We start from the raw sequence: 16,060 nt of genomic DNA, 5'->3' as shown, positions 1-16,060 counted from the left end.
CTCATTCTTCATCGGCTATGCAAACCAGTTCGCCGCACGCTTTAATGTGTTGCACTTTATTCCTGAATGCTGTCTTTTCCCGCTGAGATGGGCGAGCCCTTGCGCTCATTCCTCAAATGTGGTATCATGAAAAAATTTTGAGGAAGGGTGTGATTTGGATGGAACTGTGCAAGAGGGACGAGACTCAAGCAGAAAAGGTCTGCATGGATGTTTTACCGGAGAGCAAGGCCTCTATATCTATGATAACGGAACTGCTGGCCGAAATGCGATTGGACAGATTTGTCTGCTTCCTGAAATAAGTGCCGTTTTAAATCAGTCAGATGCTGTATGTATACCTTTGACGGCTGCCGCGTCAAGCATTCTTTCCATTTCTATATATTGTTAAATTAAGGCCGTCACAGAAATAGTCAAAAATACTCCAAAGAAATAGCGGAGCGTTTGCCATAAAGCGAAAGAAGATTAACCCCAATCGGATTCCAATCAGTCCTAAGAATTATGATCTGGAGAAAATCAGGGAGCAGGAGCTTGTTAAGATCCGGGAGCTGACTGGTGTCTCTTTATCGCTCCAGTGACCCTCCTCTGTGATTCATACCGAGGGAGATTTGACGCATTTTATCCGCACGATAACCACAATTGCTGTCTCTGCGGCATTTGCAACCATCGCAGAGCCAATGATTCGGAAAAGAATTCTTTCTTCGGAGGAACTCCGAATTGTGCTTCAACGGGCGGCTATGAATGAAGAGATCGCGGACGGCGAGATTTCTGTTCAAGACATTCAACAGATATTATTAAATGAATACAGCCTCAAAGTCATAAATGTTAGTGGGCAATGCTCTCTAGGGGGAGTGGAAAATGCAAAACCGACAATGTGGAATCTACAAATGTATATAAAAGTTATAGGATTATCGCAGAGTTCTGCATGAATTTAACCCAAAAGCTCCCCATGCCTTCCAAGGGCATGGGGAGCTTTTGGGTTAAATTCCACGTCCATTGGACAGGGAATTTCTCTCCAGTATTGTGTCTCTCCCTTCAATTCTTGCCGCATTCTCCCTCAAATTTTGACAGGATGGTGTGAAGAGATTTTATTTTGATTTGTTTCGGAAAACGGCTTGAGTACCCATATCTTCTGTTTCAGGGCACAAAAAAGGGCCCAAGGTAACGTAAATTACCTCAGGCCCAATTTCATCATCGGGTCAATATTCCAGGGAGAATCTGCCTAGGATAAAAGGCAGAAGCCCAAGTATGGAAGTTCGATTACTTCAGCTCGACCTTGGCGCCAGCCTCTTCCAGCTGAGCCTTCAGAGCCTCGGCGTCCTCCTTGGAAGCACCCTCCTTCAGGGTCTTGGGAGCGCCCTCGACAGTAGCCTTGGCCTCGGCCAGGCCCTGGCCGGTGATCTCGCGGACAACCTTAATGACCTTGATCTTGGCAGCGGCGTCGAAGCCGGTCAGGACCACGTCGAAGGAGGTCTTCTCCTCAGCGGCGGGAGCGGCAGCGCCGGCAGCGGGAGCAGCCATAGCGGCGGCGGACACGCCGAACTCCTCCTCCAGAGCGTGCACCAGCTCGCTCAGCTCCAGAACGGTCAGGCCCTTGATCTCTTCGATCATAGCGGTAACTTTCTCAGACATTGTAATAGCCTCCTAATTGTAAAATTTAAAAGTAAGAACTTGCCGCCTCAATTACTCAGCGGCGGGGGCAGCTTCCTCGGCAGCGACAGCCACGGGCTCGCCGCCCTTTTCGGCGATCTGCTTCAGGACCACAGCCAGACCGGTAATGGGAGCCAGCATAGTACCCAGGAACTGGGCGCGCAGAACGGGCAGAGCGGGGATGGAAGCCAGAGACTGGATGGTCTCCAGAGAGACGGGCTTGCCGTCCATAAAGCCGCCCTTGATCTCGAACTTGTCGTTCAGCTTCTTGGCATAGTCGCTCATGACGCGGGCGGGAGCGACTACATCCTCCTCACACAGAGCCAGAGACGTGGTGCCGTTGAGCAGATCGTCCAGCTCGTTCAGGCCGGTGTTGTTGAAGGCAAAGCGGAGCAGGGTGTTCTTGACAACGGCGTAATCGACGCCGTTCTCCCGGCACTCTCTGCGCAGCGCGGTGTCCTCCTCAACGGTGATGCCCTTGTAATCCACGAGCACGCCGGCGGAAGCTTTCTGGATCTTCTCAGTCAGCTCGGCCACGATGGCCTGCTTTTCAGATAAGACCTTTGCGTTAGGCATTCTAGTGTTCACCTCCAGGAAAATTGTCGGTGCGTTCAAAAAAAGGAACCGTCCCTGTGCGCAAAGACACAGGGACGGATAGCAAATCAAGTTTGCCGCCCTCGGCAGGATTTATGGCTCATGCCACCTGCTGTCTTTGGAACGCATCTGGTATTATATTTAATTCTCGACGATTTGTCAAGAACTAAATAACAGATTTCCCCAGATCCCACAGGACCGGGAAAAATGCCCGGAAAAACCTCCGGTTTTTTCCGGTTCTTCCGCCTGCAGCGGAAGACGAAAACCGAATCATTTTGCCGCAACATGTGTGCGGCGAAAATTCATCGTCCCGCGCACCGGGGTGCGCACGCCAGTGACCACGTCGGGCCCCAACAAAAGCCCAGCTTTTGTCGGAAAAGGAAAAACAAACGGAGCAGTATCCGGTTTCACCACAGGCAGAAACGGATGAAGCGCAGTTTGTTTTGACGCGGCGATGGGGTGTTCGGAGGAGAGCCAGCTCCCCTCCGAACAGCCTCAGATCATCTTCGCCGTGTTCATCTTCACGCCGGGGCCCATGGTGGACGCGGCTACACAGCTGCGAATATACTGGCCCTTGGCGGAGGCAGGCTTCGCCTTCACGATGGCGCCCATCAGCGCGTTATAGTTCTCAGTCAGCTTCTCGGGGCCGAAGGACACCTTGCCGATGGGGCAGTGGATGATGTTGGTCTTGTCCAGGCGGTACTCGATCTTACCGGCCTTGACCTCCTGCACGGCCTTGGCCACGTCGGGGGTGACGGTGCCGGCCTTGGGGGAGGGCATCAGGCCCTTGGGGCCCAGGACCTTACCGAGGCGGCCCACCAGGCCCATCATGTCGGGGCTGGCAACAACCACGTCGAAGTCGAACCAGTTTTCCTTCTGGATCTTCTCCACCATATCCATCTCGCCCACGTAATCCGCGCCGGCCTCCCGGGCAGCGTCGGCCTTGTCGCCCTTGGCGAACACCAGGACCCGGACGGTCTTGCCGGTGCCGTGGGGCAGCACGATGGCGCCGCGGACCTGCTGGTCAGCGTGACGGGAGTCCACGCCCAGCTTCACATGGAGCTCAACGGTCTCGTCAAACTTGGCGCTGGCAGTCTTGCAGATCAGCGCCATGCCGTCAGCAGCGTCGTACAGCATGGTCTTGTCGATCTGCTTGGCACTTTCCTTATATTTCTTGCCTCTAAACAATGTTACTTCCTCCTCATAGTGGTTCTTCGGAAATGAATCCTCCCACTGTATGGTGCGGCCCCACGGGCCGCTCGCTGTTTGAAACGGTCTGTGAAAGCCGGGCTCAGTCGCCGACGACGACGCCCATGGACCGGCAGGTGCCGGCGATCATGCTCATGGCGGACTCCAGGCTGGCCGCATTCAGGTCCTTCATCTTGATCTCAGCAATCTTCTGGATGGAGGCCTTGGAGATGGTGGCCACCTTGGTCTTGTTGGGCACGCCGGAGCCGGACTCGATGTTGCACTCCTTCTTGATCAGGACGGCCGCGGGGGGCGTCTTGGTGATGAAGGAGAAGGAGCGGTCAGCATACACAGTGATGACCACGGGGATAATCATGCCCATGTCGTTCTTGGTACGCTCGTTGAACTCCTTGGTGAAGGCGGCGATGTTCACGCCGTGCTGGCCCAGAGCGGGACCAACGGGGGGCGCGGGAGTTGCCTTGCCTGCGGGGATCTGCAGTTTCACATAACCAGTAATCTTCTGTGCCACGGAGTAGCACCTCCTAAATCTATGAATGTGGTGGCGGCACGGGGCCGTCTTTGGCGGGGCAGTTCAGCCCCTCCCACTTTTCCGCCGGAATGTCCGGCGGGCCGGCGCCCTGGGGCGCCCGGCAGATATTCGATCAGTCCTGGACCTCGACCTGGTCCAGCTCCAGCTCCACCGGAGTCTCGCGGCCGAACATGGAGACCATCACGCTGACCCGATTCTTCTCGGGCTCGATCTCCTCCACCACGCCGGTAAAGCTGGCCAGTGGGCCATCCACGATCTTCACATGGTCGCCCACATTGTATCTGACCACGATCTCATGCTTTTCCATGCCCATGGCCAGAACCTCCTCCTCCGTGAGGGGGATGGCTTTGTTGGCGGAGCCCACGAAGCCGGTGACGCCGCGGACGTTCCGCACCAGATGCCAGGTATCGTCAGTCATGACCATCTTGATCAGCACGTAGCCGGGGAATACCTTCCGTTCCACCTCTTTGGTGGCGCCAGAGTCCGTGACCTCTGTCACCGTCTCCATGGGGACCTCGATCCGCAGGATCATGTCCTCCATTCCGCGGCCTGTGACGAACTTTTCAATGCTGGTCTTAACGGCGTTCTCGTAGCCGGAATAGGTATGCACCACATACCACTTCGCGCTCTCTGACATGTTTCTACCTCAATCAGGCGAACAGGCTGAGAATCATCTGGACAGCGGTGACCATGACAAAGTCAAAGATCCAGATGCACACGCCGATGGCCAAGGAGCACAGCAGCACGGTGCCGGTGTTTTTCATCACGGTCTTCCGGTCAGGCCAGACGACCTTCTTCAGTTCGCTTTTCATTTCGCGGAACCACTGACCGCGGCTTCTTTTCTTCTTGACTTCTTCTGCCATAACGTTTACACGCCCTTTCTCATCATTCGTGACCGTTTACTTAGTCTCGGTATGGAGCGTGTGCTTCTTGCAGAAGGGGCAGTACTTGTTGAGTTCCAGCTTGTCCGGAGTGTTCTTCTTGTTCTTCATGGTGTTGTAGTTTCTCTGCTTGCACTCGTTGCATCTCAAAGTGACCTTCACGCGCATCTAACGGCACCTCCTTATTATTGGGGCTCTCTCTCCGGCGGACCGGGAGAGTCCCGATTGCCTCCCTGCAGCTTGGCGGGCAGACCTCCATGGCTGAAAAGCGAAAAAAGCGCATGAAAAGAAAACCCTTTTTCACAGGTAAGAATGATTGTAACACAGGTCAAGGCGCCGGTCAACCTCTTTTTGAAAAAAATGTCAGGTTTTTTCCGCCTTGCGCGGCCTGCCCCGATGTGGTATCCTGTGGGCAGGCAAAACGCGCCATACCGGCGTTTATTCTTCCCTGGAAAGGAGACCACCATGCGCATCATGGCCATCGACTACGGCGACGCCCACACCGGCATCGCCATCTCCGACCCCACCGGCCTGCTGGCCGGCTTCACCACCGTCATCAACGCCTACCGCCCGGACCGGGTGACGGGACAGATCGCACTTCTGGCAAAGGAGCACAGGGTGGAACGGCTGGTGCTGGGGCATCCCATCAACATGGACGGCACCCGCGGGCCCCGCTCGGAAAAGGCCCAGGCCATGCGGCAGCTGCTGAAGGAGACCACCGGCCTGCCGGTGGTCCTGTGGGACGAGCGGCGCACCACCATCGACGCTCACCAGATCCTGATGAGCAGCGGCAAGAACGCCAAGAAGCGGAAAAAGGTGGTGGACGCTGTGGCGGCATCGCTGATTCTAGAGGGCTACCTCACCTATTTAAAAACGCACCCGGAGGGATAATGGCAAGCGGTCCCGGACGTACCAGCGTCCGGGACCGCTTGCACATGTCCCTCATTCCGCCGCCTCTTCCGCACAGGCGGGTACAAGCGCCGCGGAGGGCACCAGCAGCCGGAACAGCCGCCGCACCAGCGGACCGCAGAAAAAGATCTGCCAGAAAAACGCCATGGGAAAATTGCAGACCACCGTCTGGAGCCAGGAGGGCACCAACTCGATCCCCGGCTGCTGGAAGATCACCGTAGCCCATAGGCTCATGGCCGGACACATGACGCACACCGTCATGGCGGACCGGGCCAGAACGGCGGCAAAGGGCCACTCCCGGGGCACTGCCAGCCGTGCCGCCAGGCGGGCGGCCAGGGGTTCTCCGACAACTGTGCTGGTCAGGAAGCACAGCGCAAACATCAGCGGCAGCTCCCGCAGGGCGTTCAGGATCCCGGCGTTTGTAAGACCGCCGTTCCGCAGGCCTGTGTTGTACATCTCCATGGCCAGCACCATGAAAAAGGACATCAGCAGACCGAAGATCACTTTCTGTACAGTTGTTTTTGGCATGATGATCGAAACACTCCTTGTCCTGAGCAGAAAAAGAGGGCGCAGCCTATCGCTCCATAGACTACGCCCAGCGGACTTATTTCTATCTCAGTATTTGTTTTTCCACGATGGGATTTCCATTTTATGATAGCATCTCACGGCAGTCCGCATAATAGGCACCTCTGGAGAAAATTCTCCCTGCAAACACCGAGAGATTCCGGCAGGTTGTACAAGTCTGCCCCCGTGCCGCTTCACCAGGCTGAAGCAGCTCAGCGTTTCAGCTTCAGGAGCTTCTGGATCAGTTCGTCCCGCCGGCGGCTGAATTTGTTAAGCAGGTACGCGCCCCTTGCCACAAAAAACAGCGCGGCCAGAAGTCCCGGCTCCTGAAAGCCCAACCGGGCGAACAGGGGAACGCTGAGGGCCGCCACCGCTGCCAGGGCCACCGCCATCACAGCACCCACCCGCAGCAGAAGTCCGGCGGTGGACACGGACTGGAAATACTGCTCCCAACGCTCTCCCTCTATATGCCCTAGCTTGTGGGCCAGCCAGAAGATACCCAGCAGCAGCGCCACAAATAACAGTCCGGCGGCCACCGTCAGCACCTGGCACAGCACTGCGTAGCCCAGCAGTCTGGTGAACGACATCCCGGCAGACCAGGCCCGGTGGAAATAGAGTCCCAGCAGCGCCGCCGCTCCGGCGCAGGTCAGCAGGCCCCACACCAAATAGATCCTCTCCTGGTCCTGTCTGAATCGCCAGAAGCCCTTCACGCCCCCCCAGACGAGCGTCAGGGACAGCAGCGCCATCCAGGCCGGATCATCCTGGAGCAGGCAGACGGCGGAGAGCAGCTGGCTCACCAGCACCACCGCGTTTCCCGCCCGGAGTCCGGCGGCCGCCTCCACCTCCCTGTCCCGCTCATCCCGGACCAGATGCAGGTCCCGCACCTGTTTCAAATCTTCGCTTCGATCCATACGTTCTCCTTTTCCAGAGGGCCGGCGGCCTCACATCCGTTTTTCATAGTAGACTTCAGCCCCCTGTAGGGCGGCAAAAGCCCCGATGGTCACAGCGTCCAGCGTGATGGTCACCGCCAGAGCTGCCGGGATCCGGCTGATTCCATAGACCACCAGGGCCGCAAGACTCACGATCCAGCAGCCGTTAGCCACAATCCGGTAGGCCAGCCAGGCGCTTTTCCGGCTGACGGCCTGGTCCCGCTCATCCACCCGCGGGAGCCTGGACTCCCGGGACAGAGACCACCACAGATCGAAGCCGCCAGCGGCCAGCAGGAGCACCAGGGCGATCAGCCATTTCGTCTGGAATCCCGTCACCGCCAGGACCACGCCGCAAGCCACCGCCAGAGCCAGACTGAGGATCCCGGCAGCAAAATTCCGCTTATTATAAATGCGCATCTCATTTTCACCCCTTGAACTCATAGTAGAAATCGCTGGCGATCCGGGTGATCCAGCCCACGATAAACAGCACCATGCAGGGAACAGCCGTCTGGATGTAGACTTCCTGTTCACCTGACCGCCACCAACCGATGAAGCACCCGGCCAGTATGACGAAGTTCAGGCAAAACAGCACCCGGAACGTGAGGGCCCGGCTGCGGTACGTGTTGTACCGGGTGCGCTCGTCCCGGTCCTCGTCCCGGTCCTGCCGGGCCTTCTCCCGGTCCAGGCTCCGGAGAATGCCGCTGATTCCGCTGAGGACCATGAACGTTGTCAGCACGGCGTCCTTCAGGTCGAACCGCTCCCAGCCCACGAACAAACAGGTGCCCGGCAGGGCCAGGCCCAGCAGCAGAGCTCCCACGCCGGCCCAAAATTTCTTTTTGTAATAAATTCTCATTGCACAGTTTCCTCCTTACGCTTCGCCGGAACCGCCGTTGCACCGGTACAGAAGGTCACAAGTCCCGCCGTCACCACCACCGCGGCCACCGCAGCCAGACCAATCCGCTGCCGGTCCGCCAGACAGATGTACAAGATCAGCCCCACGCCCAGCATCAGTTCCAGAATTCCGCAGGCCATACGGCCCTTATGTCCATTCCTCATTTTCCCGGTCCTCCTGTTCCTTGTTCTCCGCCAGGCAGTACAGGTCCTCCACCGTGGTGCGGAACACCAGCGCCAGTCGGTACGCCAGCAGCAGGGACGGGTTGTACTGCCCCTTCTCCAGGGAGATGATGGTGCGGGAGGACACGTGGACCAGATCCGCCAGCTGCTGCTGGGTCATGCCTGCCTCGGTCCGGAGCTCCCGTACACGGTTTTTCATGGTCTCTCTCCCCTTTCCATAAATGTGAAGGTCCCTTCTCGTGAAGCGTCTTTCACATGAAGGATACTTCATATTATACACAGGCTTCCACACTTGTCAAGTCCCTGCTCCGGTTTTCTTTCCGAATGCAAAACACGGACGGAGCCGCAGCTCCGTCCGTGTTATTTCTGCTCCCAGAGATAGGGCTCAAACAGCCGCCCCAGCCGCTTCACCGCCTGGTTGGCGCCGCCGCGGATCACCACGTCTCCGCAGCCCTCCTGCGTCGTCAGCACCACGCTCCGCTCCATGCCCAGATCCTGCTTCAGCCGCTCCAGCATGGCCTCACGTGAGGCGGATCGCTCATAGATCTTCAGGTAGCTGTATCCGGGATACTCCGCCGCAGGGTAGAACCGCACCTTCACCTGTTCCAACAGGCCCGCCTCCCCCAGTGCGTCATACAGCGCCTGCATCCGCTCCGTCAGATCAATGCCCATGAGGTACACAATGGGGCAATCCTTGTAGTAGCTTCTGCTCACATAATTCCGGTAGGGGGATGTCCGCAGCTTCTCAAAGATCGCCCGCTCCGTCTCGTGGTGGAATTCCCCGTAGTAGATCATCAGGTTATCATCCAGTACACCGTTGAGAAAGCAGTGGATGCCCTGGGCCCGGAACACCGCCTCGCACCGCAGGGCCAGCTCCCTGGGCAGGACGCAGGCATGGAGATACCGCTTCTTCTCCATGTCGTACAGCGCCGCGCCGTCCATGACGATGACGGGCAGGCGGAGCCGCAGGTCCCGGGTGGCCTCCCGCACAGAGGCGGGTGTGCGCATGGTGGACAGGGTGAACTGCATCCCGTCGTCCAGCATCCGGTTCAGGCTCACCCGGCTGTACGGTGTCAGCGTCCCCTGCTCCGTCAGCAGCAAGCCGTCCAGGCCGGAGACGAACAGCACGTCCCGCCGCTTCCGGCGGGGCAGCTGGAAGGCGTTGACGGCGATGCCCACCGCGATGCCCACCAGCGTCTCCGACGCCCGGTACCAGGCGAAGATCCAGGGGCTGGCATCCGTCACATGGGTGACGGTGATGCTGAGGAACACGATGCCTGAGAGGGCCGCCGCATTGGAGGACTTCAGCACCACGGCGATCCACAGGTTGGGCACGGTCACCGCAGCGATGACGATGTAGCCCACCAAAGTCCCCTGGATATCCAGGGCCATCTCCAGCAGCAGCGTGGCGATGCCGAACACAGAGCCGATGGCTGTGCCCACAATCCGCTGGATGGCCATGCGCTTCGTATCTTCCGCATAGGGCTGAACGCACAGCAGCGCCGCGATGGAGGAATAGATGCGCATATCCTCCCGGTCCACGGCCATGGACACCAGCAGGCAGATCAGCACTGCCGCCGCGGTTTTGATCATCCGCATTCCGATGGGCGGTACGGTGTGGTCCGTCATAAACGACCTCCTCTCTATATCAGGGCTGATCCTGCACGGCCTCCTCCGGCGGCTCGTCCAGCTGCCAGGGACCGTGGATCAGATTCTGAAAACTGTGCATGGCGACCGCGAAATAGAATCCGTCCACAATCCACTCGTCCGTGACGAAGCAGCCGTCCACCTACCTCCGCCGGGCCACCGTGCCGTCCCACTGGTACTCAAACGCCTGCCGCTTCCGGCCGAAAGACCAGAATACCGGCACATTGCCGAAATCGTACAGGCGATGGAAAATGGGCGGAATCCCCAGCGATGCCATAAATGTGATGTACAACGACCCGTGGAAGTGCGAGAGATGGGTGATGGATCCGGGCAGGCAGCCGAAGTAGTCGCTGACCTGCAGGGCCCACACCAAGAATTTCAGCAGCAGACCCGGCGCCAGATGGAACGCGCCGGCCAGCGCACCGAAGGAGGTGTCCTCCAAGACGTTCTTCACCTCCTGGACTTTGGCATTGAACCGCTGATAGACCACGTCCGCCGTGTCCGATGGGTCGAACCGGAGCTTGATGACCGTGTCCGGGGACATCTCCTTTTTGACGGTCATGTTCACCTCGATCTCCCGGTCCCGGGCACAGGTCCGTTCGCACATAGACCGCCAGCCGCACGTGCAGCAGGCCGAAGTGCTCCATCCCCGCCGCCCGCTTCTGTGTGATATCCTGTTCTGCTCGGGCGATCTCCACTGCGTCCCGGATATAGTTTTGGGCGATGTTCCGGGTCTTCATCAGATAGGGCGACACAGCGAAGATGCAGAACAGGCTCCGAAGCAGGTGGCCGTCGTCCCGGTCCCCAAAGCGGCGGACGTACTCCCCCCTCCGCCGGATACCGGCGCCGCATAGCCAGCGAACAGTACGGCAGTACCTCCATACAGCACAAGGCGCTGGCCTCCGGCAGCCAGTCATGGACAGGCCAGCCCACTTTCTGCCGGTCCTCCACCACGATGTGGTACAGCATAGGCAGGCTGAACAGAAACCACAGCGGCACCTGGAGGGCACCCGGCCGGTGACGGCGGCGGTGCAGCGCACTGCCGCCGGCGCGTTGACGTGCGGAAGTCAATAGACCACATGCTTCGTTTTCATCGTGCCTTTATTCTACCATTCTTCCAGGATTTTGCAAGCGTATGCGGAAAAAGGCGCGCCGCGAGTCAGCGGCGCGCCCGGTCTCTCTTCACTTCAGTCTTTTACAGTACCGTCTGCATGGAACACCGGCAGCTTTTCCAGAAATTTGATGTCACTGCGCTCTGCGGCCTCACCCTCCGCCAGGACGGCCACCCGGCCGGTGACGGTGCCGCCCGCCAGGGCCACCAGCTGTTCCATGGCGTGAAGGGAACCGCCGGTGGAGATCACATCGTCCATCAGCAGGATCCGCTTGCCCCGGATCAGCTCCGCATCGTCCCGGCCCAGATACAGCCGCTGGGTTCCCGCGGTGGTGATGGAGGTGTCTTCCACGTGGATAGGATCCGGCATATATGCCTTAGGACCCTTTCGTGCGATGAAATACTTCTTCGCACCGGACTGGCGGGCCATCTCATGAATCAGGGGGATGCTCTTGGCCTCCGCCGTCAGCATGTAGTCATAGTCCTCCGCCGGGACCAGCTTCAAAAGCTCCCGGGCGCAGGCCACAGTCAGCTCCGCATCGCCGAACACGATAAACGCGCCGATGTACAGGTCATCCGTCACTTTGCAGATGGGCAGGTCCCGGCGCAGGCCCGCCACGGTCATGGGATACGTCATATCAGGTGCCTCCTCTTTCTCATTCCCTCAGGTGGATGGTGCCCGGGAGGCACCGTACATTATTATATAATCTGCGCGGGAAAAGTCAAGAAGGCTCTGTGCCGCCTGCTGACCGGGCCCAGCAGGCCCTTCCCGGAGGAACGCCCCGCTTCCTCTCCGTATCCGCTACGGTAGTCCCTCTCTTTATGAAAGCTGCTTTCACCTATATCATCGGAAAACGGGAGAGGATCGTTGCGCGGATCAGAAAATTTTTCGAGAAAAAGGGCCGGCGGTCTCCCGCCGGCCCCTTGCCGCTTATTCCACAGTGATGCCTTTTTCTGCAAAGGCCACCAGCAGGCGGTCCATGTCGGAAGGGATGGAGATGGGTTCTCCCGCGGCCTTAATGGCGTTGGCCACGTCCTTGAGGCCGTTGCCGGTGACCACACTGACCACCGTGTCATCCTTGCCGATGACGCCCTGCTCGCAGAGCTTCTTCACGCCGGCGGCGCCAGTGACGCCGGCGGGCTCTCCGAACACGCCGCAGGTCCGGCCCAGCAGCTGCTGGGCGGCCATGATCTCCTGGTCGGAGACATTCACCACGATGCCGTCCGACTCCCGGATCGCCGTCAGGGCCTTGTCCGCATTCCGGGGCACGCCCACGGCGATGGAGTCCGCCAGGGTGTTCTCCTCCATGGGCTCCCAGGGCTTGTTCTCCGCAATGGCCCGGTTGATGGGGCAGCAGCCCTCCGCCTGGGCGGAGATCAGCCGGGGCAGGCGGTCAATGAAGCCAATGGCATACAGGTCTTTCAGGCCCTTCCAGAGGCCGGCGATGGTGCAGCCGTCGCCGACGCTGATGGCGATATAGTCCGGCACCTGCCAGGAGAGCTGCTCCATGATCTCCAGGGCCACGGTCTTCTTGCCCTCGGAGAGGTAGGGGTTGATGGCGGCGTTGCGGTTGTACCAGCCCCAGCGGTCAATGGCTTGCTTGGACAGTTCAAAGGTCTCCTCATAGCTGCCCTGGACGGAGATGACCGTGGCGCCAAAGGTCATCAGCTGGGCCACCTTGCCCTTGGGAGCCCGGGAGGGGACGAAGATGTAGGTCTTGAGGCCTGCCGCTGCGGCGTTGCCCGCGAGAGAGCTGGCGGCATTGCCGGTGGAGGAGCAGGCGATCACCTTCGCCCCCGCCTCCCGGGCCTTGGCCACCGCCATGGCGCTGGCCCGGTCCTTCAGACTGGCGGTGGGGTTCTGGCCGTCGTCCTTTACCCACAGGCGCTTCAGGCCCAGCTGCTCCGCCAGGCGGGGCTCCTCGTACAGGGGACTCCAGCCCACCCGCAGGGGGGTGTTGGGCGTGTCCTCCTCCACAGGCAGCAGCTCCCGGTAGCGCCACATGGTATGGTCCTGTCGGGCCGCCAGCTTTTCCTTCGTCAGCCGGGTCCTGATGTAGTCATAATCGTAGACGATGTCCAGAATGCCGCCGCATTCGCAGTTGGTCAGATCCGGCACAGCGTCGTAGGTCTTGCCGCACTTGACGCATTTGCCGTACAAAACGTGTTTCATAGCGTTACTCCTCTTTTGACGTTTCCTCCTCCAGAAGATTCTCAAGAGCCACCCGGGTAGCTTCGATCACAAAGGCGGAAAACGTACATTCTGTTCCACGAATCGCCTCCTCTACCGCGTCAATAACGCTGTTGGGGAAACGAATCGTTTTGTTCGTTGTTGATTCTGGTTTAGGAATTTTGAATTTCCGCATAGCACACCTCGCCATATTTTTATATGACGAATCGTATTGCGTTATGCGCACGTTTATAATATTGCATATTGCATTACAATTTATAGTGCAATATAATACATATTATGGAGGTGGCGGATATGGAACGCGAAAATTTCCCCCAATATTATACGATTTTGTTCAACGGCATCGCCGACGCTCTGAAGGCCCTGGACCAGCAGGAGACCAGCCGGGCCTGGGATATTCTGGTCCGCATTCAGCAGGAGGCTGAGGATGCCTATATCCGCGCGGAGGAGACATAAATAAGCAGGGCGGGGCGGTTGCCCCGCCCTGCGGCGTTTTACAGGTCTTTCAGCAGCCCGGTGGCCTCGTTGAAAGCGTTGATCAGGTCGTCCAGGTCCTTGGCCTGCGCGTGGACGGTGTCCCAGGTGCCCTCCGTGTCGTACCACAGAGCGTTCAGCTCCTCCACGGTCTTGCCCTGCTGCTCCACCCAGGTGTAATACTTCAGGTTGTGGACCCGCTTGCGGTCCGCATAGGTCAGCTCCTGCATGTTGTCCAGCTTCAGCCCCAGCATGTGGAGTGCATGGTCCATGGCCGCCTCATGGGGATTGTAGGCGCCATACCGGTCGTTCAGCTCCTGGATGCGGCTGCCGTACATGACGGCGGAGTCGGTGAGGACGGTGCCCACCACATCCCGCTCGGTGAACTCATAGTATTTCGCCATCTTGATGCAGCACAGCACGTTGGCGATGCCGGAGATGCCCAGCCAGGTGAGCTTCTCGATCAGCTCGTCGTCCAGGTGCAGCTCGTTCTTCAAATACGCCTGGCCCTCAGGGGTGTTGAACAGGCGCAGCAGCCGCTGGCTGTCCTCATCGTCGATGTCGATGACCATGTCGGTGTTCTTCACGTTGTGGATCCAGGGGATGTGCTTATCGCCGATGCCCTCGATCCGGTGGCCGCCGAAGCCGTTTTCCAGAATGGTAGGGCACTGGAGGGCCTCGCCCACCGCCAGCTTCAGATGGGGATACTTTTCCTTCAGCAGATCACCGGCGCTCATGGTACCGGCGGAGCCAGAGGTGAAAGCCGCGCCGGCGAACCGGTCACCGGGGCGCTTGATGGCCTCGTACACATCCGCCAGGGCGTTGCCGGTGACATTGTAGTGCCACAGGGGGTTGCCCATCTCCTCGAACTGGTTGAAGATCATGTACTGGGGATCCTGCTTCAGCTCGTTGGTCTTGTCGAAGATCTCCTTCACATTGGACTCGCAGCCGGGGGTGGCGATGACCTCGGCGCCGATCTCATGGAGCCAGTCAAACCGCTCCTGGCTCATCTCCGCCGGCAGGATGGCCACGCCCTGGGCGCCCAGCAGCCGGGAGTTGAAGGCGCCGCCGCGGCAGTAGTTGCCGGTGGAGGGCCACACGGCCTTGTGCCTGTTCACGTCGAACTGGCCGGTCACCAGACGGGGGGCCAGGCAGCCGAAGGAGGCGCCCACCTTGTGGCAGCCGGTGGGGAACCACTTGCCCACCATGGCCACGATCCGGCAGGGGACGCCGGTGAGCGCCGGGGGCAGCTCGATGTAGTTGGGCACCGCCTGGAACAGTCCGCCGCTCTCCTTGGCCTCATTCTTCCAGGTGATGCGGAACAGGTTCAGGGGATCCACATCCCAGAGGCCCACGGTCTTCAGCCGCTCCCGGATCTTCTCCGGGATGGTCTCCGGGTGCTGCATCTGGGCGATGGTGGGGATGATGATGCGATTTTCCTTCGCCTTGCGGAGATTGTGCTCCAGGCCCGTCTTGTTGATGGTCAGATCAATCATACTTACTTGCCCTCCTGTTGTTTTGTGTCGATATAGGAATACAAAGTGTACTTGGAGATGCCGAAATACTTGGCGATCTTGTCGCCGGACTTGGTCACCAAAAACGCGCCGTTCTGATTCAGGAAGCGGATGGCCCGCACCTTGTCCTCCTTGTTCATCAGGGCCACGGGCTTGCCCACCAGGGACACCGACTGCTGGATCAGCTCCTCCAGCAGATCATTGACGTTGACGATTTTCTCCGGTTCCTCCTGCTGGGGTTCGCCGGTGGAGATCAGATCGTGGACCGCGCTCTCCACCATCAGCAGCTTGGAGATGTCGTAGTTGATGGCCAGAATGGCGGAGACCTTGCCCTTGCTGTTACGGATATAGACTGTGGAGGATTTGAGGATCTTGCCGTCCGGCGTCCGGGTCAGGTAGGCCAAATGGTCCCGAGGCGCCGGGTCATTGGTGGTCAGCTGCTCCACCACGACATAGGAGGCCCCGTCCCCCACCTTGCGGCCTGTGACATGGCCGTTGACAATATAGACAATGGGGTGTTCCGCATTCTGCGCGGACAAATCGTGAATCACAACCTCACAGTTTGGCCCGAACTGGGCCGCCAAGGCATCTGCAATCTGCTTGAGCATCTCCAGCCGGTTGCTCTCCAAGGGGATCACCTTCTCACTTTCCAGAGCGATATTCATATCTGCATCATACCAGCATCCAGCCGAGATTGCAATGTTTTAGCAAATATTTTTTTAGGTCTGCGAAAAAAGTGTTTGATCTCCGCCGGTCCCAAAAATCAGGCGGCATCCACGTCGTTTGCGGA

At 58.9% G+C, this 16,060-nt stretch carries 24 protein-coding genes and 1 other annotated feature; of the genes, 3 read left to right on the top strand and 21 right to left on the bottom strand.

Annotation, left to right across the window (positions count from 1 at the left end):
• Nucleotides 1-581: 581 nt before the first annotated feature.
• Nucleotides 582-923 (top strand): hypothetical protein, encoded by a 342-nt coding sequence (locus tag EIO64_RS16860; protein WP_158629827.1) that lies wholly within the window; start codon nucleotides 582-584, stop codon nucleotides 921-923.
• 331 nt (nucleotides 924-1,254) lie between these two features.
• Here the strand turns inward: EIO64_RS16860 and rplL are convergent, their stop codons facing one another.
• The 7 genes from rplL to rpmG form a co-directional block, all read right to left on the bottom strand.
• Nucleotides 1,255-1,626, bottom strand: coding sequence for a 50S ribosomal protein L7/L12 (gene rplL / locus EIO64_RS16855; protein ID WP_021747848.1), 372 nt, complete (start codon nucleotides 1,624-1,626; stop codon nucleotides 1,255-1,257).
• 51 nt (nucleotides 1,627-1,677) lie between these two features.
• Nucleotides 1,678-2,220, bottom strand: a complete 543-nt coding sequence (gene rplJ, locus EIO64_RS16850; protein WP_021747849.1) for a 50S ribosomal protein L10 — start codon at nucleotides 2,218-2,220, stop codon at nucleotides 1,678-1,680.
• Between the two features lie 33 nt (nucleotides 2,221-2,253).
• Nucleotides 2,254-2,378: a sequence feature (ribosomal protein L10 leader region), on the bottom strand.
• Between the two features lie 355 nt (nucleotides 2,379-2,733).
• Complete coding sequence (rplA, locus tag EIO64_RS16845; protein ID WP_021747851.1) at nucleotides 2,734-3,426, bottom strand: 50S ribosomal protein L1; 693 nt, start codon at nucleotides 3,424-3,426, stop codon at nucleotides 2,734-2,736.
• A gap of 103 nt (nucleotides 3,427-3,529) precedes the next feature.
• The gene (gene rplK, locus EIO64_RS16840) at nucleotides 3,530-3,955 is read right to left on the bottom strand and encodes a 50S ribosomal protein L11 (RefSeq protein WP_021747852.1); all 426 of its coding nucleotides are present in this window, start codon (nucleotides 3,953-3,955) and stop codon (nucleotides 3,530-3,532) included.
• Between the two features lie 133 nt (nucleotides 3,956-4,088).
• A complete protein-coding gene (nusG, locus tag EIO64_RS16835) occupies nucleotides 4,089-4,613 on the bottom strand; it encodes a transcription termination/antitermination protein NusG (RefSeq protein ID WP_021747853.1) in 525 nt (174 codons plus the stop codon).
• A gap of 13 nt (nucleotides 4,614-4,626) precedes the next feature.
• Nucleotides 4,627-4,839, bottom strand: coding sequence for a preprotein translocase subunit SecE (gene secE / locus EIO64_RS16830; protein ID WP_021747854.1), 213 nt, complete (start codon nucleotides 4,837-4,839; stop codon nucleotides 4,627-4,629).
• 36 nt (nucleotides 4,840-4,875) lie between these two features.
• Nucleotides 4,876-5,025, bottom strand: a complete 150-nt coding sequence (gene rpmG, locus EIO64_RS16825) for a 50S ribosomal protein L33 (protein ID WP_021747855.1) — start codon at nucleotides 5,023-5,025, stop codon at nucleotides 4,876-4,878.
• Nucleotides 5,026-5,322: 297 nt separating this feature from the next.
• On the opposite strand from rpmG, the gene ruvX reads away from it, so the two are divergent.
• Nucleotides 5,323-5,748 carry a Holliday junction resolvase RuvX gene (gene ruvX, locus EIO64_RS16820; protein WP_136891659.1) on the top strand — a complete coding sequence of 142 codons (426 nt, stop codon included), beginning with the start codon at nucleotides 5,323-5,325 and terminating at the stop codon, nucleotides 5,746-5,748.
• Nucleotides 5,749-5,799: 51 nt separating this feature from the next.
• Here ruvX and EIO64_RS16815 read toward each other — a convergent pair whose 3' ends face one another.
• From EIO64_RS16815 to EIO64_RS16760, 12 genes are all read right to left on the bottom strand, one after another.
• Nucleotides 5,800-6,294 (bottom strand): DUF2798 domain-containing protein, encoded by a 495-nt coding sequence (locus tag EIO64_RS16815; RefSeq protein ID WP_136891658.1) that lies wholly within the window; start codon nucleotides 6,292-6,294, stop codon nucleotides 5,800-5,802.
• Nucleotides 6,295-6,542: 248 nt separating this feature from the next.
• Nucleotides 6,543-7,241, bottom strand: a complete 699-nt coding sequence (locus EIO64_RS16810) for a DUF6442 family protein (RefSeq protein ID WP_136891657.1) — start codon at nucleotides 7,239-7,241, stop codon at nucleotides 6,543-6,545.
• Nucleotides 7,242-7,271: 30 nt separating this feature from the next.
• On the bottom strand, nucleotides 7,272-7,676 hold the full coding sequence (locus EIO64_RS16805) for a DUF2178 domain-containing protein (protein ID WP_136891656.1): 405 nt from the start codon (nucleotides 7,674-7,676) through the stop codon (nucleotides 7,272-7,274).
• A 7-nt stretch (nucleotides 7,677-7,683) separates the two neighbouring features.
• A complete protein-coding gene (locus EIO64_RS16800) occupies nucleotides 7,684-8,112 on the bottom strand; it encodes a hypothetical protein (RefSeq protein ID WP_021747861.1) in 429 nt (142 codons plus the stop codon).
• On the bottom strand, nucleotides 8,109-8,315 hold the full coding sequence (locus tag EIO64_RS16795; protein ID WP_136891655.1) for a hypothetical protein: 207 nt from the start codon (nucleotides 8,313-8,315) through the stop codon (nucleotides 8,109-8,111). The genes EIO64_RS16800 and EIO64_RS16795 overlap by 4 nt, the downstream gene beginning before the upstream one ends.
• The gene (locus EIO64_RS16790) at nucleotides 8,299-8,532 is read right to left on the bottom strand and encodes a helix-turn-helix transcriptional regulator (RefSeq protein WP_025543840.1); all 234 of its coding nucleotides are present in this window, start codon (nucleotides 8,530-8,532) and stop codon (nucleotides 8,299-8,301) included. Before EIO64_RS16790 ends, EIO64_RS16795 begins: the two co-directional genes overlap by 17 nt.
• Nucleotides 8,533-8,693: 161 nt before the next feature.
• Entirely contained in the window at nucleotides 8,694-9,962 is a 1,269-nt protein-coding gene (locus EIO64_RS16785; protein ID WP_136891654.1) for an HAD hydrolase family protein, read from the bottom strand.
• A 19-nt stretch (nucleotides 9,963-9,981) separates the two neighbouring features.
• Nucleotides 9,982-10,122: a hypothetical protein gene (locus EIO64_RS16780; RefSeq protein ID WP_021747865.1), complete on the bottom strand. Its 141-nt coding sequence runs from the start codon at nucleotides 10,120-10,122 to the stop codon at nucleotides 9,982-9,984.
• Nucleotides 10,123-10,587: a hypothetical protein gene (locus tag EIO64_RS16775; RefSeq protein ID WP_119310829.1), complete on the bottom strand. Its 465-nt coding sequence runs from the start codon at nucleotides 10,585-10,587 to the stop codon at nucleotides 10,123-10,125.
• A gap of 580 nt (nucleotides 10,588-11,167) precedes the next feature.
• Nucleotides 11,168-11,728, bottom strand: a complete 561-nt coding sequence (locus EIO64_RS16770) for a phosphoribosyltransferase family protein (RefSeq protein WP_021747868.1) — start codon at nucleotides 11,726-11,728, stop codon at nucleotides 11,168-11,170.
• A gap of 294 nt (nucleotides 11,729-12,022) precedes the next feature.
• Nucleotides 12,023-13,264: a threonine synthase gene (locus EIO64_RS16765; RefSeq protein ID WP_119310828.1), complete on the bottom strand. Its 1,242-nt coding sequence runs from the start codon at nucleotides 13,262-13,264 to the stop codon at nucleotides 12,023-12,025.
• A 4-nt stretch (nucleotides 13,265-13,268) separates the two neighbouring features.
• Nucleotides 13,269-13,457 (bottom strand): YlcI/YnfO family protein, encoded by a 189-nt coding sequence (locus EIO64_RS16760; protein WP_021752180.1) that lies wholly within the window; start codon nucleotides 13,455-13,457, stop codon nucleotides 13,269-13,271.
• A gap of 119 nt (nucleotides 13,458-13,576) precedes the next feature.
• Between EIO64_RS16760 and EIO64_RS16755 the strand changes: the two genes are divergently transcribed.
• Complete coding sequence (locus EIO64_RS16755) at nucleotides 13,577-13,738, top strand: hypothetical protein (RefSeq protein WP_155979266.1); 162 nt, start codon at nucleotides 13,577-13,579, stop codon at nucleotides 13,736-13,738.
• A 38-nt stretch (nucleotides 13,739-13,776) separates the two neighbouring features.
• On the opposite strand, the gene EIO64_RS16750 is transcribed toward EIO64_RS16755, so the two are convergent.
• Nucleotides 13,777-15,252, bottom strand: a complete 1,476-nt coding sequence (locus EIO64_RS16750; RefSeq protein ID WP_136891653.1) for a pyridoxal-phosphate dependent enzyme — start codon at nucleotides 15,250-15,252, stop codon at nucleotides 13,777-13,779.
• A gap of 2 nt (nucleotides 15,253-15,254) precedes the next feature.
• Nucleotides 15,255-15,935 (bottom strand): helix-turn-helix transcriptional regulator, encoded by a 681-nt coding sequence (locus EIO64_RS16745; protein ID WP_021747874.1) that lies wholly within the window; start codon nucleotides 15,933-15,935, stop codon nucleotides 15,255-15,257.
• Nucleotides 15,936-16,060: the final 125 nt, after the last annotated feature.

Origin of the sequence: Dysosmobacter welbionis (assembly GCF_005121165.3) — a bacterium.
GTDB classification, from domain to species: domain Bacteria; phylum Bacillota; class Clostridia; order Oscillospirales; family Oscillospiraceae; genus Oscillibacter; species Oscillibacter welbionis.
The sequence above is the reverse complement of the archived record's forward strand: the minus strand, read 5'-3'. Positions and strand labels throughout refer to the sequence as shown.

Excerpts from the sequence above, each read along its gene's own strand:
- rplL (WP_021747848.1), bottom strand. The coding sequence starts at position 1,626 with ATGTCTGAGAAAGTTACCGCTATGATCGAAGAGATCAAGGGCCTGACC.
- rplJ (WP_021747849.1), bottom strand. The coding sequence starts at position 2,220 with ATGCCTAACGCAAAGGTCTTATCTGAAAAGCAGGCCATCGTGGCCGAG.
- nusG (WP_021747853.1), bottom strand. The coding sequence starts at position 4,613 with ATGTCAGAGAGCGCGAAGTGGTATGTGGTGCATACCTATTCCGGCTAC.
- secE (WP_021747854.1), bottom strand. The coding sequence starts at position 4,839 with ATGGCAGAAGAAGTCAAGAAGAAAAGAAGCCGCGGTCAGTGGTTCCGC.
- rpmG (WP_021747855.1), bottom strand. The coding sequence starts at position 5,025 with ATGCGCGTGAAGGTCACTTTGAGATGCAACGAGTGCAAGCAGAGAAAC.
- ruvX (WP_136891659.1), top strand. The coding sequence starts at position 5,323 with ATGCGCATCATGGCCATCGACTACGGCGACGCCCACACCGGCATCGCC.
- EIO64_RS16815 (WP_136891658.1), bottom strand. The coding sequence starts at position 6,294 with ATGCCAAAAACAACTGTACAGAAAGTGATCTTCGGTCTGCTGATGTCC.
- EIO64_RS16810 (WP_136891657.1), bottom strand. The coding sequence starts at position 7,241 with ATGGATCGAAGCGAAGATTTGAAACAGGTGCGGGACCTGCATCTGGTC.
- EIO64_RS16805 (WP_136891656.1), bottom strand. The coding sequence starts at position 7,676 with ATGCGCATTTATAATAAGCGGAATTTTGCTGCCGGGATCCTCAGTCTG.
- EIO64_RS16800 (WP_021747861.1), bottom strand. The coding sequence starts at position 8,112 with ATGAGAATTTATTACAAAAAGAAATTTTGGGCCGGCGTGGGAGCTCTG.
- EIO64_RS16795 (WP_136891655.1), bottom strand. The coding sequence starts at position 8,315 with ATGAGGAATGGACATAAGGGCCGTATGGCCTGCGGAATTCTGGAACTG.
- EIO64_RS16790 (WP_025543840.1), bottom strand. The coding sequence starts at position 8,532 with ATGAAAAACCGTGTACGGGAGCTCCGGACCGAGGCAGGCATGACCCAG.
- EIO64_RS16785 (WP_136891654.1), bottom strand. The coding sequence starts at position 9,962 with ATGACGGACCACACCGTACCGCCCATCGGAATGCGGATGATCAAAACC.
- EIO64_RS16775 (WP_119310829.1), bottom strand. The coding sequence starts at position 10,587 with ATGTGCGAACGGACCTGTGCCCGGGACCGGGAGATCGAGGTGAACATG.
- EIO64_RS16770 (WP_021747868.1), bottom strand. The coding sequence starts at position 11,728 with ATGACGTATCCCATGACCGTGGCGGGCCTGCGCCGGGACCTGCCCATC.
- EIO64_RS16765 (WP_119310828.1), bottom strand. The coding sequence starts at position 13,264 with ATGAAACACGTTTTGTACGGCAAATGCGTCAAGTGCGGCAAGACCTAC.
- EIO64_RS16760 (WP_021752180.1), bottom strand. The coding sequence starts at position 13,457 with ATGCGGAAATTCAAAATTCCTAAACCAGAATCAACAACGAACAAAACG.
- EIO64_RS16755 (WP_155979266.1), top strand. The coding sequence starts at position 13,577 with ATGGAACGCGAAAATTTCCCCCAATATTATACGATTTTGTTCAACGGC.
- EIO64_RS16750 (WP_136891653.1), bottom strand. The coding sequence starts at position 15,252 with ATGATTGATCTGACCATCAACAAGACGGGCCTGGAGCACAATCTCCGC.
- EIO64_RS16745 (WP_021747874.1), bottom strand. The coding sequence starts at position 15,935 with ATGAATATCGCTCTGGAAAGTGAGAAGGTGATCCCCTTGGAGAGCAAC.